27 protein-coding genes are annotated in these 23,468 nt (G+C 63.4%); 6 read left to right on the top strand and 21 right to left on the bottom strand.

Translation table 11 applies throughout. The features are described from left to right. Window positions 1-128: 128 nt before the first annotated feature. The 11 genes from LWF01_RS01545 to LWF01_RS01495 all read right to left on the bottom strand — a co-directional run bounded on the left by LWF01_RS01545 (window position 129) and on the right by LWF01_RS01495 (window position 9,379). Complete coding sequence (locus LWF01_RS01545; protein WP_349639279.1) at window positions 129-725, bottom strand: TetR/AcrR family transcriptional regulator; 597 nt, start codon at window positions 723-725, stop codon at window positions 129-131. Between the two features lie 211 nt (window positions 726-936). Continuing rightward, window positions 937-2,415, bottom strand: a complete 1,479-nt coding sequence (locus LWF01_RS01540; RefSeq protein ID WP_349639278.1) for a suppressor of fused domain protein — start codon at window positions 2,413-2,415, stop codon at window positions 937-939. Between the two features lie 171 nt (window positions 2,416-2,586). Then, window positions 2,587-3,072 (bottom strand): SRPBCC family protein, encoded by a 486-nt coding sequence (locus tag LWF01_RS01535; RefSeq protein WP_349639277.1) that lies wholly within the window; start codon window positions 3,070-3,072, stop codon window positions 2,587-2,589. Window position 3,073: 1 nt separating this feature from the next. Continuing rightward, window positions 3,074-3,358 (bottom strand): ArsR/SmtB family transcription factor, encoded by a 285-nt coding sequence (locus LWF01_RS01530; RefSeq protein WP_432762036.1) that lies wholly within the window; start codon window positions 3,356-3,358, stop codon window positions 3,074-3,076. A gap of 239 nt (window positions 3,359-3,597) precedes the next feature. Beyond that, window positions 3,598-3,942, bottom strand: a complete 345-nt coding sequence (locus tag LWF01_RS01525) for a VOC family protein (RefSeq protein WP_349639275.1) — start codon at window positions 3,940-3,942, stop codon at window positions 3,598-3,600. Between the two features lie 327 nt (window positions 3,943-4,269). After that, the gene (locus LWF01_RS01520; protein ID WP_349639274.1) at window positions 4,270-6,660 is read right to left on the bottom strand and encodes an ATP-binding cassette domain-containing protein; all 2,391 of its coding nucleotides are present in this window, start codon (window positions 6,658-6,660) and stop codon (window positions 4,270-4,272) included. A gap of 151 nt (window positions 6,661-6,811) precedes the next feature. Further along, on the bottom strand, window positions 6,812-7,426 hold the full coding sequence (locus tag LWF01_RS01515; RefSeq protein ID WP_349639273.1) for a VOC family protein: 615 nt from the start codon (window positions 7,424-7,426) through the stop codon (window positions 6,812-6,814). Further along, window positions 7,423-7,833 (bottom strand): VOC family protein, encoded by a 411-nt coding sequence (locus LWF01_RS01510; RefSeq protein ID WP_349639272.1) that lies wholly within the window; start codon window positions 7,831-7,833, stop codon window positions 7,423-7,425. Before LWF01_RS01510 ends, LWF01_RS01515 begins: the two co-directional genes overlap by 4 nt. Before the next feature lie 5 nt (window positions 7,834-7,838). After that, a complete protein-coding gene (locus LWF01_RS01505; protein ID WP_349639271.1) occupies window positions 7,839-8,288 on the bottom strand; it encodes a helix-turn-helix transcriptional regulator in 450 nt (149 codons plus the stop codon). A 114-nt stretch (window positions 8,289-8,402) separates the two neighbouring features. Beyond that, entirely contained in the window at window positions 8,403-8,696 is a 294-nt protein-coding gene (locus LWF01_RS01500) for a DUF503 domain-containing protein (RefSeq protein WP_349639270.1), read from the bottom strand. A 77-nt stretch (window positions 8,697-8,773) separates the two neighbouring features. Continuing rightward, entirely contained in the window at window positions 8,774-9,379 is a 606-nt protein-coding gene (locus LWF01_RS01495; protein ID WP_349639269.1) for a TetR/AcrR family transcriptional regulator, read from the bottom strand. Window positions 9,380-9,479: 100 nt separating this feature from the next. Between LWF01_RS01495 and LWF01_RS01490 the strand changes: the two genes are divergently transcribed. Both LWF01_RS01490 and LWF01_RS01485 read left to right on the top strand, forming a co-directional pair. Next, entirely contained in the window at window positions 9,480-11,111 is a 1,632-nt protein-coding gene (locus tag LWF01_RS01490; RefSeq protein ID WP_349639268.1) for an amidohydrolase, read from the top strand. Window positions 11,112-11,161: 50 nt separating this feature from the next. Next, on the top strand, window positions 11,162-12,526 hold the full coding sequence (locus LWF01_RS01485; protein ID WP_349639267.1) for an APC family permease: 1,365 nt from the start codon (window positions 11,162-11,164) through the stop codon (window positions 12,524-12,526). A 51-nt stretch (window positions 12,527-12,577) separates the two neighbouring features. On the opposite strand, the gene LWF01_RS01480 is transcribed toward LWF01_RS01485, so the two are convergent. The 5 genes from LWF01_RS01480 to LWF01_RS01460 form a co-directional block, all read right to left on the bottom strand. Continuing rightward, window positions 12,578-13,261: a hypothetical protein gene (locus tag LWF01_RS01480; RefSeq protein WP_349639266.1), complete on the bottom strand. Its 684-nt coding sequence runs from the start codon at window positions 13,259-13,261 to the stop codon at window positions 12,578-12,580. 95 nt (window positions 13,262-13,356) lie between these two features. After that, window positions 13,357-13,782, bottom strand: coding sequence for a DUF3592 domain-containing protein (locus LWF01_RS01475; RefSeq protein ID WP_349639265.1), 426 nt, complete (start codon window positions 13,780-13,782; stop codon window positions 13,357-13,359). A 2-nt stretch (window positions 13,783-13,784) separates the two neighbouring features. After that, on the bottom strand, window positions 13,785-14,201 hold the full coding sequence (locus tag LWF01_RS01470) for a DUF3592 domain-containing protein (protein ID WP_349639264.1): 417 nt from the start codon (window positions 14,199-14,201) through the stop codon (window positions 13,785-13,787). Between the two features lie 228 nt (window positions 14,202-14,429). Continuing rightward, window positions 14,430-14,837 (bottom strand): hypothetical protein, encoded by a 408-nt coding sequence (locus LWF01_RS01465; RefSeq protein ID WP_349639263.1) that lies wholly within the window; start codon window positions 14,835-14,837, stop codon window positions 14,430-14,432. A gap of 107 nt (window positions 14,838-14,944) precedes the next feature. After that, window positions 14,945-15,463: a DUF3830 family protein gene (locus LWF01_RS01460; protein WP_349639262.1), complete on the bottom strand. Its 519-nt coding sequence runs from the start codon at window positions 15,461-15,463 to the stop codon at window positions 14,945-14,947. A 101-nt stretch (window positions 15,464-15,564) separates the two neighbouring features. Between LWF01_RS01460 and LWF01_RS01455 the strand changes: the two genes are divergently transcribed. Beyond that, the gene (locus LWF01_RS01455) at window positions 15,565-16,374 is read left to right on the top strand and encodes a maleate cis-trans isomerase family protein (protein WP_349639261.1); all 810 of its coding nucleotides are present in this window, start codon (window positions 15,565-15,567) and stop codon (window positions 16,372-16,374) included. A gap of 36 nt (window positions 16,375-16,410) precedes the next feature. Here LWF01_RS01455 and ehuA read toward each other — a convergent pair whose 3' ends face one another. The 4 genes from ehuA to ehuB are packed head-to-tail and all read right to left on the bottom strand — an operon-like array spanning window position 16,411 to window position 19,475. Beyond that, window positions 16,411-17,229, bottom strand: coding sequence for an ectoine/hydroxyectoine ABC transporter ATP-binding protein EhuA (gene ehuA / locus LWF01_RS01450; protein ID WP_432761980.1), 819 nt, complete (start codon window positions 17,227-17,229; stop codon window positions 16,411-16,413). Continuing rightward, window positions 17,213-17,869 (bottom strand): ectoine/hydroxyectoine ABC transporter permease subunit EhuD, encoded by a 657-nt coding sequence (ehuD, locus tag LWF01_RS01445; protein ID WP_349639260.1) that lies wholly within the window; start codon window positions 17,867-17,869, stop codon window positions 17,213-17,215. Before ehuD ends, ehuA begins: the two co-directional genes overlap by 17 nt. Further along, window positions 17,866-18,567: an ectoine/hydroxyectoine ABC transporter permease subunit EhuC gene (gene ehuC, locus LWF01_RS01440; RefSeq protein WP_349639259.1), complete on the bottom strand. Its 702-nt coding sequence runs from the start codon at window positions 18,565-18,567 to the stop codon at window positions 17,866-17,868. Before ehuC ends, ehuD begins: the two co-directional genes overlap by 4 nt. A 23-nt stretch (window positions 18,568-18,590) precedes the next feature. Next, window positions 18,591-19,475, bottom strand: coding sequence for an ectoine/hydroxyectoine ABC transporter substrate-binding protein EhuB (gene ehuB / locus LWF01_RS01435; protein WP_349639258.1), 885 nt, complete (start codon window positions 19,473-19,475; stop codon window positions 18,591-18,593). Between the two features lie 194 nt (window positions 19,476-19,669). On the opposite strand from ehuB, the gene LWF01_RS01430 reads away from it, so the two are divergent. From LWF01_RS01430 to LWF01_RS01420, 3 genes are all read left to right on the top strand, one after another. Then, entirely contained in the window at window positions 19,670-20,389 is a 720-nt protein-coding gene (locus LWF01_RS01430) for a maleate cis-trans isomerase family protein (RefSeq protein ID WP_349639257.1), read from the top strand. Window positions 20,390-20,602: 213 nt separating this feature from the next. Continuing rightward, a complete protein-coding gene (locus LWF01_RS01425) occupies window positions 20,603-21,256 on the top strand; it encodes a YigZ family protein (RefSeq protein WP_349639256.1) in 654 nt (217 codons plus the stop codon). A gap of 45 nt (window positions 21,257-21,301) precedes the next feature. Beyond that, the gene (locus tag LWF01_RS01420) at window positions 21,302-22,786 is read left to right on the top strand and encodes an APC family permease (RefSeq protein ID WP_349639255.1); all 1,485 of its coding nucleotides are present in this window, start codon (window positions 21,302-21,304) and stop codon (window positions 22,784-22,786) included. Window positions 22,787-22,970: 184 nt separating this feature from the next. Here LWF01_RS01420 and ybaK read toward each other — a convergent pair whose 3' ends face one another. Then, window positions 22,971-23,465 carry a Cys-tRNA(Pro) deacylase gene (gene ybaK / locus LWF01_RS01415; RefSeq protein WP_349639254.1) on the bottom strand — a complete coding sequence of 165 codons (495 nt, stop codon included), beginning with the start codon at window positions 23,463-23,465 and terminating at the stop codon, window positions 22,971-22,973. Window positions 23,466-23,468: the final 3 nt, after the last annotated feature.

Below are 23,468 nucleotides of genomic sequence, written 5' to 3'. Positions count from 1 at the left end.
TCTCTGACGATCGGGGCGGGGGTCGCACCTGACTACCGGGTCAGGCGGTGAGGGCGAGGAGCGAGAACCGAGTCGGGATGCGGGACGATGTGCCAGAAAGTGGATGGCACGTCGAGAAGTACCTCGGGTCAGGCGGTGAGGGCGAGGAGCGCGGTCTCGGCGATCGCGTCGAGGATTTTCCGGTCGGCACCAGACTGTGCCGAGACCCGCATCCCGGAGATGAGGGTCGTCACGTACCATGCGGCTTCGTGTGGGTTCCGGTCAATGGCGATCGAGCCATCTTGCTGCCCACTCAGGACAGCGGTACTCAACGCGGAGTTTCGCTTCCGCAGATCGGTGTCGATGAGCTGGGCAACTTCGGAGTTCCGTGCGGCGATGGAGGTGATGGTGTTGACGGTGAAGCAGCCGGAGCCGTTGCCCGCGGCCCGACTAGCGGCCTCGTCAGCGACGATGGCGGCGAGGAGCGAACGGATGCGCGTGAGGCCGTTAGCCCCCGGCGTTTCGAGGAGCGCGTCCTGCCTGGCAGTCGTTGTCGTGGTGTAGCGCATCAAGGCCCGTCGGAACAACTGCTCCTTGGACTGGAAGGTGTTATAAAGGCTGCTTCGGTTGAGTCCCGTTGCCGCGCAGAGCTCCTCCGTCGAGGTGCCGTCGAAGCCCTTCGCCCAGAACACCAGGCAGGCAGATTCCACCGCTCGTTCCTCATCGAATTGGCGCGGCCGTCCCATGACGTCACCCTATCAAGGTTCTGGATAGTTCAGCCCAAAACAGGCGGGTCGGCACGCTGAAGCGCTACTACGTTCAGCCAGCGAGGCACCGCAATGCCGGCGAACCTCCGCGATCCCTTGAGACCGCGGCGAATCAACCTCATGACCGACTTCCGGGGCCTTATCAGCACCAGCAAGGTCCACCCTGCGCACAGACCTCGCGACCCCACCGTCAGCCTTTGCGGCGGAACAGTCCCCGCTTCTGCTTGGCCTCCGCCATCTCCAGCACAGGTTCCTGGGTAACCGGATCGACGCTCTCGCGCAACTCGTATTTGGTCAATCCATACTTGGCCGGCTGCCCGGCAGCGGGTACCACATCAGGTTCGCCGGGCATCCGGTTGAGCCCCGTCCGCACTCGCTTGGCCAGCTCATCGTGGGTCATTCCTGAGTCAGTCAACAGCACCTCGCGACCGCCGATGGCGGCCAGCCCGCGTGTGATGACCGCGGTCGTCCCCTCGGGCGCCGTGGCCGGGTGTACGCGATAGGTCAGCCGCACTTCGTTCTTGATGTCCGCGGTGAACTGTTCTGCAGTCGTCACGTGCTGCTGGTGTGGCAGCCAGATCGCTGCCACTTCGCTCTGTTCGGCCAGCATCGCAACCATGGCCATCACGGCCGTCACCTGGCCGCCATCGCCCGGGTGCTCCGGAGCGAGGGTGACTACACCGCGGTGCTCGAGCACCGCCGCGCGGACCTGATCACGCAGCGGGCTGTTGCCTGCGTCCTTCGACAATTGTGCTGGCTTGATCGGCCCGGCGACCCGCCAGCGCACGTTCTCCTTCTCACCAGCCGGGATGACGGCATCCGTGCTCTGCTTCTCCGCAAGGAGTGCGGCGCGATTCGGCATCAGCGGCGCCAGCACGTCGCCTAGGTGGGCGTGCCGACTCTTCATCAGAACATGCACGGACCACGGCGGAGGACCACTCACCACGCTGGCCCGGCCTGGATCGAGTGCGGCCGTCACCCTTGCCTGGAGAAGACGGTCGATGAGTGCGTCACCGCCGTCAGGCGTGGCGACCTTGAAATCCATCTCCTCGGGCGTGGTCGGCAGCACCGCGAGGTAGTCGACCTCGCCGTGTGGGGTGATCGCACGCATGATGCTGGGCGGGTAGCCGACCGGTGGGCCGACGATAGCCCCGGCGAACCGCACCCCGGGTGCGAACAGGGTGCCCTCGTCGTCGACGACGGTGTGGCCCCAGCCGAGGAAGCTATCGTACGCGCTCGGGATGCGAGCGAGATCTTTGAGCAACTTGATCGGCCAGAAGTTCGACGGATCGTCCAGCAGGTCGCCGTCCAACGGATCAATGCCCGGCCAGCCGACGGGCACACCGAGCAGCAGTTCCAGGTGGGCTCCGCCCTCGGAACCCGGCGGCAGGGACATCGGACGGTCAGACATTCCTGCGGTCACCAGAGTGACGTACGGGATCTTCTCGGTCGGCCGGAACACATAAATGTCGAGGTGGATGCCGGTGCTGAGCTTCTCGGTGAGCACGGTGAAGTCATCCCCGAGGAATGCGGTGAGGTGTGCCTCGCAGGCGCGGCGGCGGACCTCGTCCCGCGGTGCGACATCGGCAAGCGGATCGACACCGTGATGCTCGAAGACCGGATCGCCGCCAATAGCCTGACTCTGCTCGTCGGGGGACGGAGTTGTCATAGTGGATCCCTCCAGGATGCCGGCGCCCAGCGGTTGTGCGCTCAACCAGCTCGACGCCTCCGAGGCGACGATCGTTCCACGAGCATAGCGATGTGTTGAGTCCTCGACCAGGGCAAGTATCGAAACCCTCCCAGCACAGGTGCCGGGAGGGTTCGATTGCGTTTGCGATCCTCAGGCGGCCAGGAAGGCGTCGATCTGGTTGATCGCCCCGGTCGCCCCCTCCTCGACGCCCATGTCGATCACCTTCTGTAGGCCCTCGACAGTTTCGTAGGTGCTGCTGTAGACGACTCGCGTGCCATTGCCGGTGCTCTCGAAGCGGTACTCGTTATGCGAGACCGGCATGTCGGGTGCAGGCTTGAGCTCGGCGTCGGCGAAGCCATCACGGAAGCTGAAGCTGTGTGGCTCGTCGACGTTGTCGATCTCCCACCAGCCACCGAACTTCTCGCCCTCGGGACTGGTCATGTAGTACGTGACCCGGCTGCCAGGCGTGAGGGAATGGTCGACGAACGTGGCCGGGTAGGTCGGCGGGCCCCACACCTGCTCGAGCTGACGAGGGTCGGCATAGACCTGCCACACCCGTTCGACGGGGGCGGCGAACTCCGCGGTAATGGTCAGGGTGCGGTTTTCCAGGTCCTTCTGGATGTCGGTGACAGGCATGTCAGTTCTCCTCAGTGCTGGTGTCGGTGATCTCTTCGGTGTGAAACAGCTCGTCCATCCGGGCGATACGGCCGCGCCAAACCTCTTCGATTTCGGTGAGCATCGCACCCACCGACCGCACGGCCTCCACGTCGCCGCTGGCCAGAGCCTCACGCCCGATGCGCCGCTTGGTGATCAGGCCCGCCCTCTCCAGTACAGCAACGTGCTTCTGCACCGCAGCGAAGCTCATGTCGTACTTCGCCGCGAGCGCGGAGACCGACTGCTCCCCGGTCAGAACCCGACGCATGATGTCGCGCCGCGTCCGATCGGCCAGGGCGTGGAACAGTGCGTCAGCCTTGTCCTCGTCGCTTTCGGTCACGACTAAATCATACAACTGAACGGTTGTAAGTTGTCAAGAGGTGGCCCGGATAAAAATCAATCGTCTTGTCGCGGCGAACACCGGCACACCAAGAGAACTCCGAGGACGGCCAGCGACGGCAATTTTTTCGATCTCGAGAGCGTCCCCAGATACCCCCCAGATCTGGTTCAGGTGTGGGTGCCGACGTTGATCACACTGCCGTGGGCATCTCTATAGAAGAAGCGAGTGACGCCCCAGGGCTCGTCGGTAAGGGGATGGACGATCTCCAGCCCAGCTTCTGTCGCTCGACGCAATGCCTCCGCTACGTCATCGACGAAGATCGAGACATCGGGGTTTACCGGGGCGGAAGCGTCTGTCGTCATGACGCTCAGCTGGTGGCCTTCGCCATCTCCTAGCGTCACGATCCAGCCGTGATCCATGAGCACGGACCACCCGAGAACATCGCGGTGGGCTGCGATCGCGCTTTCGATATCGGTGACGGTCAGATTTGGGACAACTCGGTCAACTCGCATGGGTCCATTACACAGCACGTAACCGGCCAGCGTGCCGCAAATTAGGGCCATTCAGCGAGGCTCCCGCGGCCAATCTCGAATGAGGCGGGTGCGTTGACTCGGCCTCGGACCCGATACACCCCGGGCGGCCACTGCCCGATGCTCAACTAGACCAATGATCTGGCGCCTCGGCTGCTGTCATGTCACCAGTCACTCCTACCCGACTTCTCCGACCAGGTGGCAATGGTGCCGGCTGCGGATGCACGAGCCGAGCGGCACAACCCGCAACACACCTCGAGTTCGACGCACCCGCAGACTGGCAGCGTCGAAGCGTCACATGGTTCCCGCTCAGGCGCCGATATAGGCCGCGAGGTGCTCGCCGGTGAGGGTGGAACGGGCGGCGACCAGGTCGGCGGGTGTCCCCTCGAAGACGATCCGGCCGCCGTCGTGGCCGGCACCTGGACCGAGGTCGATGATCCAGTCCGCGTGCGCCATCACCGCTTGGTGGTGCTCGATGACGATGACCGATTTGCCGGATTCCACCAGGCGGTCGAGCAGCCCGAGGAGTTGCTCCACATCAGCGAGGTGCAGACCGGTGGTCGGCTCGTCGAGGACGTAGATGTCACCCTTCTCCGCCATCTGGGTGGCCAGCTTGAGCCGCTGCCGCTCGCCACCGGACAGCGTTGTCAGCGGCTGCCCCAGCGAGAGGTAACCGAGCCCGACGTCGGCCAGCCGGTCCAGGATCTTGTGCGCGGCCGGCGTGCGCGCCTCGCCGTCGCCAAAGAACTCTTCAGCCTCGGTCACCGACATCGCGAGCACTTCGGCGATGTTCTTAGACCCCAGCGTGTACTCCAGCACCGACGCCTGGAACCGCTTCCCCTCGCACTCCTCGCAGGTGGATTCGACGGTAGCCATCACGCCGAGATCGGTGTAGATGACGCCGGCGCCGTTGCAGGTCGGGCAGCCTCCCTCGGAGTTGGAGCTGAAGAGCGCCGGCTTCACGCCGTTGGCCTTCGCGAACGCCTTACGGATCGGGTCGAGCAGGCCGGTGTACGTCGCCGGATTGCTCCGGCGCGAACCGCGGATCGCGCCCTGGTCGATCACCACTACGCCGTCGCGACCGGCGACCGAACCGTGGATCAACGAGCTCTTGCCTGATCCGGCGACGCCGGTGAGCACGCAGAGCACCCCGAGCGGGATGTCGACATCCAAGCCCCGGAGGTTGTGCTCCGAGGCGCCACGGACCTCCAGCGCACCGGATGACGAACGCACCGATTCCCTGACGCTCGCCCGGTCGTCGAGATGGCGGCCGGTGACGGTGTCACTCCCCCGCAGCCCCTCCACGGTGCCCTCGAAGCAGACGGTGCCACCACCCGTGCCTGCGCCGGGGCCGAGGTCGACGATGTGGTCGGCGATCCCAATCGTCTCGGGCTTGTGCTCCACGACGAGCACTGTGTTGCCCTTGTCGCGCAACTGCAGAAGCAGGTCGTTCATCCGCTCGATGTCGTGCGGGTGCAGGCCGATCGTGGGCTCGTCGAAGACATAGGTGACGTCGGTCAGCGAAGAGCCGAGGTGGCGGATCATCTTGGTCCGCTGGGCCTCTCCCCCGGAAAGCGTGCCCGCGGGACGGTCGAGCGAAAGGTAGCCCAATCCGATCTCCGCGAACGAGTCGAGCAGGTGCTGCAGCCCGGTGAGCAGCGGCGCTACCTCGGGCTCGTCGAGGCCGCGGATCCAGTCGGCCAGGTCGCTGATCTGCATCGCGCAGACGTCGGCGATGTTCTTCCCCTTGATCTTCGACGACCGGGCCTCCGGGCTGAGCCGGGTGCCGTCGCACTCAGGACAGGTCTGAAACGTCACTACCCGCTCAACGAAGGCGCGGATATGCGGCTGCAGCGCGTCGACGTCCTTCGAGAGCATAGACTTCTGCACCTTCGGGATCACGCCCTCGTAGGTCAGGTTGATGCCCTCGACCTTGATCTTGGTCGGCTCCCGGTAGAGCAGATCGTGCAGCTCCCGCTTGTTGAACTTGCCGATCGGCTTGTCCATGTCGAAGTAGCCACTACCGCTGAAGATCCGGCCATACCAGCCGTCCATGCTGTACCCGGGGATGGTGAGTGCACCCTCACTGAGCGACTTCGAGTCGTCGTACAGCGCCGACAGATCGAAGTCGGTCACCGAGCCGCGGCCCTCGCAGCGCGGACACATGCCGCCGAGCCGGTTGAAAGTCGCCTTCTCAGACTTCGTTTTGCCGCCCCGCTCGACGGTGATCGCGCCACTGGCCTTCACCGAGGGCACGTTGAACGAGTACGCGTTCGGCGAGCCGATATGCGGTTGACCGAGCCTGCTGAAGAGGATGCGCAGCATGGCGTTGGCGTCGGTCGCGGTTCCAACCGTGGAGCGGGGGTTGGAGCCCATCCGCTCCTGATCGACGATGATCGCCGTCGTCAGGCCATCCAGTAGGTCGACCTCCGGCCGCGAGAGCGAGGGCATGAAACCCTGCACGAAGGCGCTGTAGGTCTCGTTGATCATCCGCTGCGACTCCGCGGCGATGGTGCCGAATACCAGCGAGCTCTTCCCCGAGCCGGAGACGCCAGTGAACACCGTCAAGCGGCGCTTCGGGATCTCGACGTGTATGTCCTTCAGGTTGTTCTCGCGCGCTCCCTGCACGCGGATCAGATCGTGGCTGTCAGCAACGTGCAGCTCGGGCGACTGGGTGCCCGTCCTCGTGGCCGTGCTCATCATGTCTCCATCTGTTCGGGCGCAGGACGCCTTGGCGGTCTCCGTCGGCTCGCCTGGCTCGATTGTAGCCAGCTTCGAGCGATAGGTCTGGTTCTTGGACGAGGCTCAGACCGCCACGGCCCAGCTGATCAGCCTGGTTGTTGGACGGGGGTCAGACCGCCGCGGTCTCCCACCCGAACCCATCCGGGTCGGTGAACTGGCCGGCATCGCTGTGCAGCACGATCCGGTGCGATCCGCTGCCGTCCGGTGAGACACCGGCGTCCTTGGCGAGGGCACGGCGGCCATAGAGTGCCAGTTTGATCTGCGAAGCCGGGCTCTCGAACTCGACGTACTTGCCGCCGAAGCTCCGCTTCACGGCCAACCCGAGTTCGACGTAGAACTGTTTGCTCGCCTTCACGTCCGCGACTCCGAGCAGCAGCACGACCTCGTCGACCTGCCGGGTGGCGGGGCCCTTGTCCTTCTTCGACGATGTCGCTACCTTCCAGATCGCCCCGTCCGGCGCCTGAACGACGCCGCCGTAGCCCCAGAAGCTCTTCTCGACCGGCTTCAGCGCCGTGGCGCCGCCATCGAGCGCGGAGCCGATAAGACTGTCGACCGTGCTCGGCTGGGATACAACGAGCGACATCGTGAAACCGCGAAAACCGGTCGTCGGCGTGTCCGCTGCGCGAAAGTTGACGGTGTCGCCCAGGTCGAATGCCTTGGCATAGAACGCCTCGGCCGCTGCGACATCGGACACTTCGAGGGTGAGCGACGCGATGCCCGTCATGACAGCTCCTGGATGCGGATCATATTGCCCGCGGGATCGCGGAAGGCGCAGTCACGCACCCCGTATGGCTGTTCGGTTGGCTCCTGAACCACCTCGGCATCGCTGGCTTCCACCTCGGCGAAAGTGCCGTCAAGGTCCGGGGTGGCCAGCAGGATCCAGCCGTAGGTGCCCTTGGCCATCATCTCGACAATGGTGCGTCGCTCGTCGTCGGTGACTCCAGGGTCGGCAGCGGGAGGCGCCAGGAGAATGGATGTTCCGGGCTGGTTGGCGGGTCCAACCGTGATCCAGCGCATCGTGCCGTTTCCGACATCATTGCGGACCTCGAAGCCGAGGGTGTCGCGATAGAAGGCCAGGGAGGCGTCCGGATCGGTATGCGGAAGGTAGGTTGTGTTGATTGTGATGTCCATGACATTCACAATAATTGCGGCTCGGGCGCCGGCGCTTCTCGATTCCTGATCGGTCTGGTCACCTGTTTCGCAACGCACGCCGGCAGCTCCGCCGTAGCCTGCAACGCCTCACGCCGATAGACGCTCGGCGGCACACCGACCAGCTCGGTGAAGCGACTGCTGAAGGTTCCCAGCGACGAGCAGCCGACCGCGAAACAGACCTCGGTGACGCTGAGGTCCCCACGGCGAAGCAGCGCCATTGCGCGCTCGATTCGCCGGGTCATCAGGTAGGCGTACGGCGACTCCCCGTAGGCAAGCCGGAACTGCCGGCTGAGGTGCCCGGCTGACATATTGACGCCACGAGCGAGTGCCTCGACATCAAGTGGCTGAGCGAACTCCCGGTCCATCCGGTCCCGCACCCGGCGCAGCAGGGCGAGGTCGCGCAGGCGCTGCGAGGTGGCAGGAGGGCTGGTCACATGCGCGATCGTGCCACGTCGGACCAACGTTGTCCAGGGTCGGTGACAGTTGTTCAGCGCCGATGGCCGGTGTCCAGCGCCGATGGCCGGTGTCCAGCGCCGATGACGCCGCGTTCAGTCGTCGCTGTGCCGGAGCTGCCGGCGAGCAGAGAGCAGTTCGATCTCTGGCCGGCCGGCGACGAAACGGTCGGCCTCGTCCAGCACATCGACCAGGTGTTTGCTGTCGGCAGCCACCAGGCCGACGCCGATGACGGCCCGCCGGTGCAGATCCTGATGGTCGACCTCTGCCGCGGAAACCTCGTACCGCCGCTTGAGGTCGGCCAGGATAGGGCGCACCACCGCGCGTTTGGCCTTCAGTGAGTGCACGTCGCCGAGTAACAGGTCGAATTCGACCCAGCCAATCCACATGGGACCATTCTGCCGGTGATCGTTCACCGGGACAGCATCCCCTTGGCCACTCGGCAACAAAACCGAAACCCGGCCTCCTACTCCGGGCCCACCGGGCAACCGGCCTGTTCGGCAAAAAGATAGATCGCGCGCCGCGCCGCCTGCACTGTCATGAGCTTGTTACCCCCGACTATATGCAAGCCATAGGCGTCCTCAAGAGCAACGAAGTTCATCGCAATGTCGTGCAGGTCGCCCGTCGGCGAGAAGTCACCGGAAGCGGTGCCGCTGCTGAGGATCTCGGCGTAAACGGCAAGCTGCCGTTGGTACATCCGCTCGACCAGATAGTCGTGCAGCTTTGAGTTACCGGCGAGGATGTCGAACTCGTAGAGCAACCGCATCAACGCATCGTCCGGCCCGTTCGGCAAACCCGCGTCAATCGCCACCCGCAGCTGGCGGCCCGGGCTACGCTCCTTCATCACCAACGCGTCGCGCTGATCACCGATCCGCTGGTTGCCGGCATCGTGCGCCTCGACCAGAAGGGCGTCCAGATCCTCGTAGTAGTACAGCAGCGCACCCCTGGTCAGGCCCGCTTCCCTGGCGACGTCTGTCATGGATAGCTCGCGCAAGCCTCGCTCGGCTGCGGCGGCGAGTGTCGCCTGAATCAGGTCGTTACGGCGCTTGGCCTGGGTGCTCGGACGTGCCATTCCTTGACAGTAACCTATGACCGGTGTCACACTCCAAAGTGTTATTTGACGTTGATGTCAAAAAACTCTTTGTCTACGCGAGAGCGAGTAATTCCCAACCATGAGTGTCGATATTCTGTTCACCGGCGGCGCCGTCCGCACCTTCGATCACGAAGCCGCCTGGGTCGAGGCGATCGGTGTGACGAACGGCAGGATCAGCTATCTCGGCACCAGCGCCGACGCACCCAGCGCCCGCGTGACCCACGATCTAGCCGGCCGGCTCGTGACGCCGGGAATTATCGACTCGCACAATCACCTTCTCCTTGGCTTCGACGACGAGGCGGTAAGCCTGGAAGGCGCCCAGACCCTGGATGAGATTCGGCAAAGGATCCGGAATCATGCCCAGGAGCACCCTGACCTGCGTTGGATCTGCGCGGAGAACGCCGTCTACTCCGTTGTGCAGGGCCGTCGCCCGGATGCCGGCGACCTGGACGGTTTGACGGACAAGCCGATCTTCATCACCACCTACGACCAGCACTCGGTCTGGCTGAATCGTGCCGCGATCACCAGCCTCGGGCTGGATACCGGGTCAAGCATCGCCTGGGGCAACCCGGAGCGGGACTCTGTGACCGGTCGCGCCACGGGCTGGGTGACCGATTTCTACACCAGCGCCATGACCCGCGCCGGCCTGACCGCACTGCAGCGAGACATCCCGCTGTACTCGCCGGATCGTCGCTACCGCAAGCTCGCGTCCAGCCTCGATCTGGCCGCGCAGTCCGGCATCACCACCGTCGTCGAACCGCAGGTCCCGCTCGCCGAACTCGATCTGATGTACCGCGCGGAGCGTGACGGCCGGATGCGCTCCCGGGTGATCACCGCCCTTTACCACCCGGTCGGCGCCGATGCCGCGTTCCGTTCGGACCTGCGTGAGGCCGTCGATGGGGCACCGCAGAGCAGCCGGCTTCGACTCGGCCCGCTCAAGCTCTACGCAGACGACGTCATCGAACCGCACACAGCGGCCATGTTGAGCGATTACGCCAACCGGCCAGGTCACCGCGGGCGACCTACATTGCCGCCCACCGAGTTCGCAAAACTGCTGACCGAGCTCGATCGGATGGGGTTCAAGACACATACTCACGCGACCGGCGACTGGGGCGTGCGCGTGGCACTGGACGCCATCGAGGAAGCCGGCCGCATCAACCAGACCCGCGACCGAAGGCACGGGATTGTCCACGTCGAGTGCCTCGCTCCGGAGGACCTGCCTCGGTTCCGTGAACTTGGCGTTGTCGCGGCAATGCAGCCACGCCACTGCTCACCGGATCTCGTCGCCGGAACCTGGATGGATAACGTCGGCGAGGAGCGCTGGAGTCGCGCCTGGCGATTCAACTCGCTGATCAAATCCGGCGCCCACGTTGCCTTCTCCAGTGACTGGCAGGTCGGCGAGATGGATCCACTGGTCGGCGTGTACAGCGCCATGACCCGGGCAGGACTTGACGGGCGCGACTCCTGGACCGTGGACGAGCGGGTCGGTCTCGACGCAACCCTCGAGGCCTACACCCGCGGCGGGGCCTGGGCGTGGCACTCGGAGAACGAACTCGGACAGCTAAGGATTGGCGCCGCCGCCGACCTGGTCGTCTGGTCGGAAAATCTGTACAACCTCAGCCCAGCCGAAATTCTCGAACAGCGTGCCGACCTCACCATGGTCGGCGGCGAAGTAATTCACGACGCGCAAAACGAACTAGTTTCCGGATAGCTCGTGCCCGCGAGCGTAATCTTTCATTTCAAAGCGATGGGGCTTGAATCATGACTACCGCATCAACAGATATCAGCGCAGTACACGAGCAAGGCCAACTCAAACGATCGCTCAAACTTCGGCACATCGTATTCATCGGTCTGGCATACCTGTCCCCCCTTGCTGTGTTCGACACCTTCGGCATCGTTTCGGAGGCGACATCGGGCCACGTACCCATGGCGTACGTCCTGATTGTCATCGCCGTGCTCTTCACCGCGTTCAGCTACGGGAAGATGGTGCGCGCATACCCTTCATCCGGGTCGGCCTACACCTATACCCGGCGCACGATTAATTCCCATCTCGGCTTCCTGGTCGGCTGGGCGGCGATGCTGGACTACCTGTTCCTGCCGATGATCAACGCGCTGCTCTCAAGCATTTACATGACAATCGCTTTCCCGGACGTGCCGGCGTGGGTCTGGATCATAATGACGATCGTGATCTGCACCTCGCTCAATTTGTTCGGCGTCAAACTCGCCGCAAAGGTCAATTACCTTCTGGTCATCATCGAGATCGTCGTCGCGCTGTCATTTGTGGCGTTCACCATCAAGAACATCCTGGCTGGAGCGAATGGAGCGGAACTGTCGCTCGCCCCATTCGTGACCGCCGATATGTCGATGCCGACTGTTGCGGCCGGCGCTTCGATTCTGGCCCTGTCATTCCTCGGGTTCGACGCCGTCACAACTCTTTCCGAAGAGGCGAAGCACCCCCGCCGGGACATTCCGAAGGCGATTTTCATCATCGTCGCCGTTGCCGCCGCGTTCTTCATCGGCGTCACCTACTTCATGCAGGTGCTCTTTCCGGATGTCTCCGCGATCCAGAACATCGCCGGCGCCTCCCCGGAAATGGCTAAGTACATCGGTGGCGCCGCATTCCAGGCCGTCTTCATTGGTGGATACATGGTTGCGGTGCTGGCCTGCGGACTCACCCAGCAGATGAGCGCGAGCCGGCTGCTTTTCGCCATGGGTCGTGACGGCGTGCTGCCCAAGAAATTCTTCGGCTACATCAGCGCCAAGTCGGGTATACCGGTGCTGAACATCCTGTTGATCGGCCTACTGGCGACATCCGCTGTGTTCCTGGATCTGTCGAAGGCTGCGTCGTTGATCAACTTCGGTGCGTTCGTGGCGTTCGCCTTCGTGAACCTGTCGGTGATTTCCTACTACTTCCGCTTCCTGGGTGACAAGTCGCCAGGAAAGGTCATCGGCTACCTCGTCGCGCCGGCGCTCGGCGTCATCGTTAACGTTCTGCTGTGGATAAGCCTCGAACCCAGCGCCAAGATCGTCGGCCTGAGCTGGACGGTCATCGGCGTTATCTATCTGGCCGTACTGACCCGGGGATTCCGTCGGACGCCCCCGCAGATGACCGCCGTGCCCGAGTAGCGGCGAGCAGGCGCGCGGCTACTATTTCTCCTTCGGCGCGACCGTGAACCGCTACACGATCGGGCTGACGTTGACGATGATCACCTGGGTGTTCTTGGTGGCGTCATAGCGCAGGTCGTAGTTCACTTCCAGGCCGGTGGATGTGCCGGAAACGAGGGAGAACTCGCTGCTGTGCTCCGGGTCCGCCTCGGCGGAGGTAATCCAGCGCTCAGCGGATTCGCCATCGATCCCATACCGGTCCACCCCATCACGGATGAGTTCGAAGTACTCCTCGGCGGACTCGGTGGTGAGGAAGTACGTCACGACGCTGAAGTCCGTCCGGGTATCCACGGTGTTGAAACGGATGCGGTCAGTTTCCCCGCTGATCTCCCCCGAAGGGCCCACAATTGTGAGCTGAACCTTATCGTGTGGGTCCCGAGTGTTGATCTCCGGTCCCAGGTCGTCCTGAGGTAGGCCTACGTCGGACTTCTCGAGGTTGCCCGACCTCATGTCTAGCCGCGCGGTCCTGCTCGCGAGGATTCGTTCCACTCCCGCGTCATCAAGAGTTGAGTAGGCCCCCGCAGGCAACGTCGGAGACGCCGTGTCAGCCGGTCCTCGGGATAAGGCGCAACCGCTCACCAGCAGGCTGGTGGCCAGCAGGAGTGTGGCCAGCAGGAGTGTGGCCATCCGTCGCCCCAGCCGGACGCCGCTAGGTGATGCGTCCGGCCTGGACTTCACTGGTGGCTCAATGCTCATGCGCTTCCTGTCGGTTGTCACGATACGGCGATGCATCATAGTCGCAGTACGACGTCTTCGGCGGTGCAGGCGGGGGGTGGCGGCGACGGCTGCAGCTACGGCAGGAAAGACCGGAACATGGCCAGCCCCGCCACCCCGAAGGCCGCCAGGATGACGCCGGTGGAGAGTCGCCCACGGGCGGCGGGGAGGCCTGGTAACGCTGACTCGACAGGGTTCGCCGGGTTGTAGAGCACCCTGATCGGCTCACCGATGATGTGCTGATCCGGCCCGAAAACGTCGCCCTGGCCCGGATGCCGGGCTCCGCTCCAGTCCATGAACTCGTACGACGGTGCGAATCGATGCCGGCCGCTTGAGGGCCCGTCCGGCCCGGGCAGGATGCCGGTGACCGTTCCGGTCGCTGCCGCCCAGCCCTTCCATGCCCGGCACCGGCAGAATGACTCGAACAACGACCATCCCACCAACAGCACTCCCACCGTAAGGACGACAGCGGGAATAGCCAGCAGCGCCGCAGTGATTTCCATGGTTATTCCGGGAAGAGCCCGATGAAGAAGTAGAACGCCACCGCAATTGTCACCATGAACGGAATCGCACAACCCAATGTGTGGCGGGTCTTGGGCGACTGGTGGAACGACTGGTTTGGATTGGCCGGGTTATAGACCACTTTGATGGTGCTTCCGGGCACAGGGATCTCGGCGCCGGGGATCTCCGACTGGCCCGCAAAGAGCGTCCCGTGCGGGTCCAGAAACTGATACGCGGGAAAATAGCGGCGGTGCCTATCGCCCCCGCCGAAACCGCTGCTCCACCCGGCGACATGCCCAGTGACCGCGGCAGTCACACACGGCCAATCGGCGGTTTGCCGCTCCTGCCGCCGCGTTTTGCGCACCATGTGGATGATCGACAAGGCGGCAACCACCACAAAGATCGCCCACGCGACATACATAACGGTTCTCATGAAATCGTCCAGGAAGAAAGCGTATGAGTCACCCAAGAAGTATGCCAGTGAAGAATGCCTACTACGGCACCAGTCTGCCGATAAACGACGGCATCGCAATGCCCTGGCTGGCGGATGAAGGCTGAACCGCTCAGATTGTGACCGTCTGGCGCCTTGACCCAAACGCCCCCGCAGATGACCGCCGTGCCCGAGTAGCGGCGAGCAGTCGCGGGCCTGCTACTTCTTTTTCGGCGTGAACGACGTCGAACAGGCCCACGACTTCTTTCCCTTGGTCGCGGTCACGGTCACCGTGACCGACTTTCCGGGCGTTGCCCCGCTGATGTAGTACTCAAGGTTCGCGTTGCCCTTACTGCTGGCCTTCGTCGACTTCCTGGTCTTCGTCGTCTTGTAGTGTGCCGTCGTCGTGACGTTGGCTTTCGATTCGACGTTGCTTACCCGGACAGTCGTGTAGGAGTACTGCCTGGGCTTGCTCACCGACATGCTGGCCTTGCACTTCCCGACCTTCTTCGCACTGGCCGCTGCCACGGATGCCGTGGTGGTTGCCTCGCTCGGCGCCGCGGAGACGGCGACCGGAACCATGGCCAGGACACATGCCGACAGGAAAGCTAACAGGTGGCGCCTCATCGAGATCGACCTTTCACGTCTTGGGGCGACCTCATGGCGCCGATATCAGGATCCTAACCTGGCGTGACGCATGCGCGGCAAGCAGTCGGCGAAACGCGAAACCGCCGCTAGGCCTGCGGCGTGTCTTCGACCCGGGAGAAGCTCAGCGTTTCGCCCCGCGCTCCGCCCATCCAGATGTCCTGACAGGCGGCCGCCATCTCTTCCATACCCTCGACAACGGCACCGAAAACGTTTCCGGGGACCCAGCCCTGATCTCCGTTGATCAGCAGGTTATTCCGGCCGTAGAACAGCGCGAGGTCGATGATCTTGTCGCTCGGACCAAACCCCTCCTCGCCTTCGCCGTAGCCGTAGCCCGGATTGCCCAGATCGTCGGCATCGAAGGCGAAATAGCACAGGTCGCCGGGAATCGGCGTGATCGTGGTGTTCTCCTTGCCCGGTTCCACCTCGGCGAATGCCGGGATGAAGTTATAGATCTCGTTGCGGGCGTACTTGCCGTGGAACACCTGGCTCGACAACGGCAATGCATTCCACACGGCGCTGGCGGTGCGCGGAGCCTCATCGTCCAGCAGGCGGGCGATACAGCTGACGCCGCGTGATTCCAGCGTGACCTTGATGAACCGGGGCATAGAGATCTCCTTCAGTTTTCCTGCGATTTCCATTGACGGGGTGATGAAACCCTAGCGTAGGATTGTCGACAATCCAAGGGTGACAAATGAGAGTGACGCTGATGGCTCAGACAGACAGCTCGGGCATCCCAAACGGCCCGGCCGGACAGCACAGAATCGGCGTTGTCGTCCCGTACGATATGGCGCTGGACCGCGAGCTGTGGCGTTGGACGCCGCCAGAGGCGTCGCTCTTCTTCACTCGAACTCCCGACGAGATGCTTCCGGTAACCCTTGAGATGACCGAGAAGGTCGGAGACCCGCAAGTGGTGCTGACGGCGGCGCGCAGTCTCCGCTCACTGGCACCCGTCTCATACTTCTACGCCTGCACATCGGGCAGCTTCGTCCGCGGCCTGGCCGCCGAGCAGCACCTCGTCGAAGCACTCAGGGCAACGGGCGCTCCGGCCGCCACGGCGTCGGGCGCCGTCCTCACCGCCCTGGCGTATCTCAACGCGCGACTAGTCTCCATTGCCACGCCGTACGACGAGCCGATCACGCGGCGCCTGGTCGAGTTCCTCGGCGAAGCCGGCGTCACCGTTGCTGGTGAGGCATATCTGAACATCCGTGAAGACATACCGTTCGTGCCTTACCACCGCACGGCGGAACTGATCCGGAGTGCGGATCGGGCCGAGGCAGAGGCCATCGTGGTGTCATGCACAAACCTGCCGACCTATGACCTGATCGCGCCGCTCGAAGACCAGCTGGGCAAGCCGATCATCACCGCAAATCAGGCCGGCATGTGGGCCGCCCTTCGCAACTGCGGCCTCGATGCGGTCGGACCGGGTCAGCGGCTGCTCGGCACCGAGCCGACGCCGCCGCTGACCCAGCAGTACGGCCACGACCAGGTCCTGCACTCCGGCCCGGAACAGCCGTAGTGTTCCAGCACCAGTCCTAACGTTCCAGCACCAGTCCTAACGTTCCAGCACCGCGCGAAGGAAGCTCCTTGTCCGCTCGTGACTGGGGTTCGTGAAGATCTCCTCGGGCGGCCCCTTCTCGACCACGACACCCTTGTCGAACATCACGACGCGGTCCGAGATCTCCTGAGCGAACCTCATCTCATGGGTGACCATCAACATCGTCATATCGGTGGTGGTGGCCAACTCACGGATGACGCCCAGCACCTCTCCGATCAGCTCGGGGTCGAGTGCCGAGGTTGGCTCGTCGAACAGCATCACGCGCGGGCGCATCGCCAGGGCTCGGGCGATGGCAACACGCTGTTGCTGGCCGCCGGACAGCTGCGGCGGCCGATGACCGATGTGGGCCTGCAGCCCGACCATTTCCAGCAGCTCGACTGCCCGTTCCTTCGCCTCCGCCTTTGGCATTCCCAGCACGTGCACCGGCGCCTCGATCACATTCTCAAGCACCGTCATATGCGGGAACAGGTTGAACTGCTGGAACACCATGCCCACTTTTTTGCGGGTCTCGCGCATCTGTTTGGTTTCCCTGGGCTTACTGCCCCGCTTGACGTCCCATAGCGGATCCCCACCGACGGTGACAATGCCCTCGTCCGGATACTCCAGCGTCATCAGAATGCGCAGAATCGTTGTCTTTCCCGACCCAGACGGACCAATGATCGACACCTTCTCACCGGCGCGCACCTCGAAGTCGAGGCCGCGGAGCACGTGGTTCTCCCCCCATGCCTTCGACACGCCGGAAAACGAAATCTCGACATCGGATGCCGACCGCCGCGAACCCTGCGCCGGCTCCTCGCGCTCACTGTGTGGTTGCAAAACGTCGCTCCAATACTCGAATAAGGGCCGAAGCCGGGTAGCTGATCGCAACATAGAGCAATCCGGCAACCGTCAGGGGCTCCAGGTACTGATAGTTGCTGTTGCCGAAGCTCAGCGCGACCTGCATCATCTCGACGACGGTAATCGCCGAGAGGACAGCGGAGTCCTTGAACATCTGGATCAGGTAGTTGCCAAGGATCGGTATGATCGCCCGAATACCCTGCGGCAGGATTATCTGCCCCCAGAGCCGGGATGGCGGCAGGCTCAGCGCCTTGGCTGCCTCCCACTGCCCGACGGCAACACCCTCAATACCGGAGCGATAGACCTCGGCAGTGTACGAGCTGTAGTTCAGCCCAATCACGATCACACCGGTGACAAACGCATTTGCCTGGATGCCGAAGTCGGGCAGGATGTAGTAGGCCACATACAGCTGCACCAGCAGCGGCGTTCCGCGGACGAACAACACATAGAAACTGAAGATCTGCGAAATCACCGGAATCTTCAGCCGCCGGACCACCGCAACGAACAGGCCGACGACCAGGGCGATCGCCATCCCGAGCAGGGTGACCTGGACCGTGACCACCAGGCCTCTGAGCACCAGCGGCAAAAACTCGAGCGTGTACTCGAAATCCCACGTCATCGGACCGCACCTCCGCCCAGGATCGACTTCAGCGGACGGATCTTCGGGATCTTCCGGCGGTCCAATGCGAACCGCCGTTCCAGCCAGGCCATCAGTAGCGACAACAGCCAGGACAGGATGAAGTAGACAACCAGGATGGTGAGGAAGATTTCCACCGTGTCTCCGGTCGTCGTGCGGGCCTGCTGTGCCCGGAAGGTGAGTTCCGAGACCGTGACCAGCGAGACCAACGAGCTGTTCTTCAGCAGGTCGACGAAGATGTTGCCGAAGTTTGGCAGCATCGCCGGGATCGACTGCGGTATCAGAATCCGCCGCATCCTTAAGCCGGGCCGCATGCCAAGGGCGATGGCGGCCTCGGTCTGTCCCTTGGCGCGGGACAGGATGGTTCCGCGCACGATTTCTGCCGCGTAGGCGCCCTCATTGAAACCGAGGGCGATTACGGCGGCGGTGATCGGTTGAAGCTGGATCCCGAAGAACGGCAGCGCATAGAACAGCCAGAACATCTGCACCAGCATCGACGAACCGCGGAAGAACTCAACGAAGACGGCGGCCGGCCAGCGCAGGATCCGGTGCGACGACAGCCGCATAAGGCCGGCAACAAACGCGGTGATGACTGCCAGCACGCAGCCGAGGAACGAAACCAGGATGGTTATACCGACGCCCTGCAACAGGAAAGGGGCGTACTCAATTATGGTCGACATGCGAAGGGCCTAATCTGGTAGTCCTAGCCTGGGTTCTTGCAGAGCTCCTCCGCCGTCACCCCCTTGACCACGGTCGGGTCGAAGCCCCACTTCTTCAGGATCTCGTCGAACTCACCGGTTTCCTTGAACTTCTTCAGCTCCGCGTTGTATGCCTCCTGCAGCTTGGTGTCGTCCTTCCGGAACGCCGCGCTGGATCCGGTCTTGGGTGCATCTTCGACCGGCTCGGTAATCTCCATGTCCTTGTCGTCCTTGAGCAGATCCTCCAGCGAAAGCGTCGGCAGCAGGAACGCGTCCGCACGCTTGGCTTTCACTGCCTCGATGCCGCTCCGTGCATCCTTGACCACCACCTGCTGGTCGGTCGGCACTTTGGCGGTCTTCAGGATGCCTTCCTCGAAGCCGCCGGTCAGCACGGCTATTTTCAGATCCTTGTTCGCCAGAACATCGGCAACCGTGGTGATCTTCTTCGGATTGCCCTTCGGCACCCCGAAAGACTCGGTGGAGACGATAACCGGCTCGGCGTACGCGACGGCCTCACAGCGTGACTGCTTCATGAACAGGCCGGCAGCGATCACGTCCCAGCGATTCGCGTTCAGTCCGGGAATCATCGAGTCGTAGGTAACCGTGGTGCCCTGGATCTCCTTGATGCCGAGCTTCTTGGCCACGGCAGCCAGGATGTCAGGCTCGACGCCGGTGACGGTTCCATCCGCCTCGACCTTGGTGTACGGCGGCTCATTGGCGATCGCCACCCGGAGGTACCCCTGCTCCTTTGCCTTTGCCAGGGTGTCCGGAGCAGCTCCTCCCCCTGGCTCAACCTTGGAACAGCTGGCCAGCATTGCGGCCATCGGTATTCCAACTGCTGCGGTTCCGACGCTGCGAAGAACATTGCGACGTGTAAGGTCACCGGTCATAACTAGCTCCGTTCGATCGTTTAAGAAGGTGCGATTCAGCGGATGTTTGACTCCCTGCGAGACCCGGAATCCTCAGCTACGTTTCCGGTCCTTTTCGCCGAACTTAATCACGGCCTATTGGATTGTCAACAATTTACTGACATCATGCAGTTATTCGTTACCATCCAGTGACCAAGCACGTGAGAGGTGTCAAAGTGACTACGCCAACCATCGGTCTGCTCTACCCCGGCGTCGGCGCCGACGACGACTTCCCCCGGCTGGAACAGCGGCTCGCCGGTACGCTTCGGCTCCCCGTGGCGTATACCGCGGGCGGAGACGTCGCGCACGAAGTCGACGAGTTGCTGGCCGTTGGATCGGCTGCCAATCTGGCAGCCGGCGCAAAGGAAATCCTCGCCGAGTCACCGGACGCCATCGTCTGGACCTGCACGTCCGGCAGCTTCGTCTTCGGTCTCGAAGGCGCCAGGCAGCAAGCACAGGAGATCACCGACCTGGTATCCGTGCCGGCGTCATCGACATCCCTGGCGTTCGCGGCCGCCTGCCATGCACTCGACGCCAAGGCGGTCAGCGTGGCGGCAAGCTACCCGGAAGACGTCGCGCGCCACTTCGCCAAGTTCCTAGCCGACGCCGGAGTCCAGGTCCTGTCGATGCGCAGCCAGGGAATTGCGACCGCCGGCGAAGTCGGCAAGCTGGGCAGACAACAGGTGATCGAGATGGCGCAGGCCGCGGATCACGAGGACGCCGCCGCAGTGCTTATCCCGGACACCGCAATGCACTCGCTGGATTGGATCGAGGACATCGAGCGCGAACTCGGCAAGCCGGTGCTGACCGCCAACCAGGTCAGCGTCTGGGAAGGGCTGCGGATCGCCGGTATGCCGATGCGGATCAACGAGCTGGGAGCGCTGTTCCGGCTGTAGTAAGCGTCAGGCCGGTGGGCAAGCGACGCTCCGGTAGCGGCGCCCGGCATCCGGCCGCCAACAGCGGCGGGCGTCGCGCCGGCGGGCGTTGCACCGTCGGGCGTCCGGCTCCGGCATCCGGCCGGCAGGCGTCGCGCCCGCGAGCGCCGTACCTCCGGCATCCGGCCGGCAAAGGGAAGCTCCACCGCGGGCGAGCGCCTAGGCTCAGGTGCTATGGAACCAATGGCAGCAGGTACCTCGTATGCGGGCTATCACTCCATCGCCGTGCCGGTCGGACATGAGCTCGAAGTGAAACGTTCTCGTTTCATCGCCGAGCTCGCCCCGGTTGAAACCGAAGAGGCCGCTCGCTCGTTCATTTCGGCTCAGCGCCGAGTCCACTCCAAGGCCAGGCACCATTGCACGGCCTTCGTGCTCGGTGAACGGTCCGAGGTGCGACGGTCCAATGATGACGGCGAGCCGTCGGGCACCGCGGGACTTCCCATCCTCGAGACGCTCACTGGCCGAGGGCTCAGCAATATCGTCGCCGTCGTCATCCGCTATTTCGGCGGCACCCTGCTCGGCACCGGCGGCCTGATTCGCGCTTATGGCGGCGCGGTCAGCGCCGCGCTCGACCGGGCTGCCATAGTCGACTGGCGTCCCGTGCAGTCCCTGACGATAACCGCCGACTATTCGAACGCCGCCCAACTGGAGAAGCTGATTCACGAACGCAGGTGGACCCTGCTGACGGCCAACTACGCCGCGGAGGTCACTCTCAGCTTCGGCGTCCCGCCCGGCGAGGCTGATGCGGCAGGCCTCGCTGTGCAGGATGTGAGTTCCAGGCACAATCTGCCGACCATCGGTTCTGTGAGATACGTGAAATCTGACTAGACTCGTAAACCGCTTCACACCTCACCTACAACCTTGGGATTCGCAATGAGCATCTTCCGCGTTAAGTCCATTGAACGTTCAATGGAAGACACCCAGGAAGAGGGGCATAAACTACGCCGCTCCCTTGGCGTGTTCGACCTCACGATCATGGGCATTGCCGTCGCCGTCGGAGCCGGCATCTTCTCGGTTGGCGCCACTGCAGCCGCCAACTACTCCGGCCCCAGCGTCATCCTGTCATTCATCATTGCCGGAGTCGTTTGTGGCCTGGCGATGATGTGTTACGCCGAATTCGCCTCAACCGTTCCGGTTGCCGGATCGGCCTACACCTTCTCGTACGCGACGCTCGGGGAGTTCGTTGCCTGGATCATCGGCTGGGACCTGATCCTCGAACTCCTGACTGCTTCGGCGGTGATCGCCAAATTCTGGGGGGTCTACCTCGGCACCACGTTCGACCTTTTCGGGCTCCAGATTCCTGTCTCCGTCGACCTCGGCCCGGTGACCTTCGAATGGCCGCCGGTCTTCATCGTCACAGTTTTCACGATCCTGCTGGTCCTGGGAACAAAGCTCTCCAGCCGGGTCAACAGCGTCGTGACCCTGATCAAGGTCGCAATCGTCGTCTTCATCATCATCGTCGGTTTCTTCTTCGTAAAAGCCAAGAACTACACCCCATTCATCCCGCCGGCGCAGCCCGCCGAAGGCGAAGGCGACGTATGGACTCAGTCGTTGTTCTCCTTCCTTTCCGGAGCCGAGCCGACAACCTATGGCGTCTTCGGCATGCTTGCCGGCGCGGCTCTGGTGTTCTTCGCATTCATCGGCTTCGATGTCGTGGCCACCACCGCCGAGGAAACCAAGAACCCGCAGCGCACGCTGCCGCGCGGAATCTTCGGCGGCCTCGCCATCGTCACGGTGCTCTATGTCGGCGTCACCCTGGTGGTGACCGGAATGGTTTCGTACAAGGAGCTGGCCGCCGTTGAGACGCCGGACCTTTCCACCGCATTCGAAATCGTCGGTGCCACCTGGGCCGCTCAGATCATCTCGATCGGCTCGCTGATCGGTCTGACCACCGTGCTGATGGTGCTGCTACTTGGTCTGTCCCGGGTCGTATTCTCGATGAGCCGCGACGGCCTGCTGCCGCGTTCATTGAGCAAAACCTCGGAGAAGCGTGGCACGCCGGTACGCCTGCAGATCATCGCCGGCGTCATCGTGGCCGGAATCGCCGGCTTCACGAACGTGGAAGCGCTCGAGGAAATGATCAATATCGGCACGCTTTCTGCCTTCGTGCTGGTCTCCATCGCCGTGCCGATCCTGCGCAAGCGTCGTCCGGACCTAAAGCGCGGCTTCACCGTGCCGCTGAATCCCTTCGTGCCGATCCTCTCCGCGGTGCTCTGCTTCTACCTGATGACAAACCTGTCAACGCTCACCTGGACGCGTTTTGCCATCTGGCTCGCTGTCGGCCTGATCATCTATTTCAGCTACGGATACCGGCACTCGGTGGCCCGGAGCGAGGAGCGTGCGGCCGCCCGGACCTGACGCACCGGAGCCACGGTGGGTCCGGCGCTCGTCGCCGGGCCCACCTGGGAAGGATCGCGGCCCGGGTGCAAGAACGCGCTCGAATTCGCGCGCGGTCCTGCACAAAGCTCGCAGTCCTGGGCAGCCAGGGCGGAGAAGTCCGCGGGCCTGCACGAAGTTCGCGTCCTGCGTCGCCCGGATAGCGCTAGTCGCCGCGGGCGACGCGGGCGAGCCGCGCATCCGTGAGCATGACGACATCGTTCGGCGCCACCTCGACGTCGAGACCGCGACGGCCACCGGAGATCAGGATCCGATCGAAGGCCAGTGCGGAGTTGTCCAGCACGGCGGGCACCGGCCTGCGCTGGCCGAACGGACTCATCCCCCCGACGACGTAACCTGTGCGCCGCTCAGCCTCGGCGACGCCGGCGAGCACCGCCTTCTTGCCGCCGATCGCAGCCGCAAGCGCCCGCAGGTCCAGTTGGGCGCTGACCGGGATGATGGCCATGACGAGTTCGTCGTCCACCGAGATCAGCAGGGTTTTGAAGACGCGCCGGGGATCGACACCGAGCTTTGCGGCAGCTTCCGTTCCGAAACTCCGGACGGCAGGATCATGGTCATAGGCGCGCACCTCGAACCTGATACCTGCTGTCTCCAGAACCCGGATAGCCGGGGTTCCATTCGTGCTCCGCGTCTTCGTCATCCG

This window comes from Saxibacter everestensis (genome assembly GCF_025787225.1).
In the GTDB taxonomy this organism is placed as follows: Bacteria; Actinomycetota; Actinomycetes; order Actinomycetales; family Brevibacteriaceae; genus Saxibacter; species Saxibacter everestensis.
The sequence above is the reverse complement of the archived record's forward strand: the minus strand, read 5'-3'. Positions and strand labels throughout refer to the sequence as shown.

Excerpts from the sequence above, each read along its gene's own strand:
- LWF01_RS01490 (WP_349639268.1), top strand. The coding sequence starts at position 9,480 with ATGAGTGTCGATATTCTGTTCACCGGCGGCGCCGTCCGCACCTTCGAT.
- LWF01_RS01515 (WP_349639273.1), bottom strand. The coding sequence starts at position 7,426 with ATGACGGGCATCGCGTCGCTCACCCTCGAAGTGTCCGATGTCGCAGCG.
- ehuD (WP_349639260.1), bottom strand. The coding sequence starts at position 17,869 with ATGACGTGGGATTTCGAGTACACGCTCGAGTTTTTGCCGCTGGTGCTC.
- LWF01_RS01470 (WP_349639264.1), bottom strand. The coding sequence starts at position 14,201 with ATGTATGTCGCGTGGGCGATCTTTGTGGTGGTTGCCGCCTTGTCGATC.
- LWF01_RS01500 (WP_349639270.1), bottom strand. The coding sequence starts at position 8,696 with ATGTGGATTGGCTGGGTCGAATTCGACCTGTTACTCGGCGACGTGCAC.
- LWF01_RS01465 (WP_349639263.1), bottom strand. The coding sequence starts at position 14,837 with ATGAGGCGCCACCTGTTAGCTTTCCTGTCGGCATGTGTCCTGGCCATG.
- ehuC (WP_349639259.1), bottom strand. The coding sequence starts at position 18,567 with ATGTCGACCATAATTGAGTACGCCCCTTTCCTGTTGCAGGGCGTCGGT.
- LWF01_RS01420 (WP_349639255.1), top strand. The coding sequence starts at position 21,302 with ATGAGCATCTTCCGCGTTAAGTCCATTGAACGTTCAATGGAAGACACC.
- LWF01_RS01480 (WP_349639266.1), bottom strand. The coding sequence starts at position 13,261 with ATGAGCATTGAGCCACCAGTGAAGTCCAGGCCGGACGCATCACCTAGC.
- LWF01_RS01510 (WP_349639272.1), bottom strand. The coding sequence starts at position 7,833 with ATGGACATCACAATCAACACAACCTACCTTCCGCATACCGATCCGGAC.
- LWF01_RS01495 (WP_349639269.1), bottom strand. The coding sequence starts at position 9,379 with ATGGCACGTCCGAGCACCCAGGCCAAGCGCCGTAACGACCTGATTCAG.
- LWF01_RS01535 (WP_349639277.1), bottom strand. The coding sequence starts at position 3,072 with ATGCCTGTCACCGACATCCAGAAGGACCTGGAAAACCGCACCCTGACC.
- LWF01_RS01455 (WP_349639261.1), top strand. The coding sequence starts at position 15,565 with ATGGCTCAGACAGACAGCTCGGGCATCCCAAACGGCCCGGCCGGACAG.
- LWF01_RS01485 (WP_349639267.1), top strand. The coding sequence starts at position 11,162 with ATGACTACCGCATCAACAGATATCAGCGCAGTACACGAGCAAGGCCAA.
- LWF01_RS01525 (WP_349639275.1), bottom strand. The coding sequence starts at position 3,942 with ATGCGAGTTGACCGAGTTGTCCCAAATCTGACCGTCACCGATATCGAA.
- LWF01_RS01460 (WP_349639262.1), bottom strand. The coding sequence starts at position 15,463 with ATGCCCCGGTTCATCAAGGTCACGCTGGAATCACGCGGCGTCAGCTGT.
- ehuB (WP_349639258.1), bottom strand. The coding sequence starts at position 19,475 with ATGACCGGTGACCTTACACGTCGCAATGTTCTTCGCAGCGTCGGAACC.
- LWF01_RS01475 (WP_349639265.1), bottom strand. The coding sequence starts at position 13,782 with ATGGAAATCACTGCGGCGCTGCTGGCTATTCCCGCTGTCGTCCTTACG.
- LWF01_RS01530 (WP_432762036.1), bottom strand. The coding sequence starts at position 3,358 with ATGCGTCGGGTTCTGACCGGGGAGCAGTCGGTCTCCGCGCTCGCGGCG.
- LWF01_RS01520 (WP_349639274.1), bottom strand. The coding sequence starts at position 6,660 with ATGAGCACGGCCACGAGGACGGGCACCCAGTCGCCCGAGCTGCACGTT.
- LWF01_RS01425 (WP_349639256.1), top strand. The coding sequence starts at position 20,603 with ATGGAACCAATGGCAGCAGGTACCTCGTATGCGGGCTATCACTCCATC.
- LWF01_RS01545 (WP_349639279.1), bottom strand. The coding sequence starts at position 725 with ATGGGACGGCCGCGCCAATTCGATGAGGAACGAGCGGTGGAATCTGCC.
- LWF01_RS01540 (WP_349639278.1), bottom strand. The coding sequence starts at position 2,415 with ATGACAACTCCGTCCCCCGACGAGCAGAGTCAGGCTATTGGCGGCGAT.
- ybaK (WP_349639254.1), bottom strand. The coding sequence starts at position 23,465 with ATGACGAAGACGCGGAGCACGAATGGAACCCCGGCTATCCGGGTTCTG.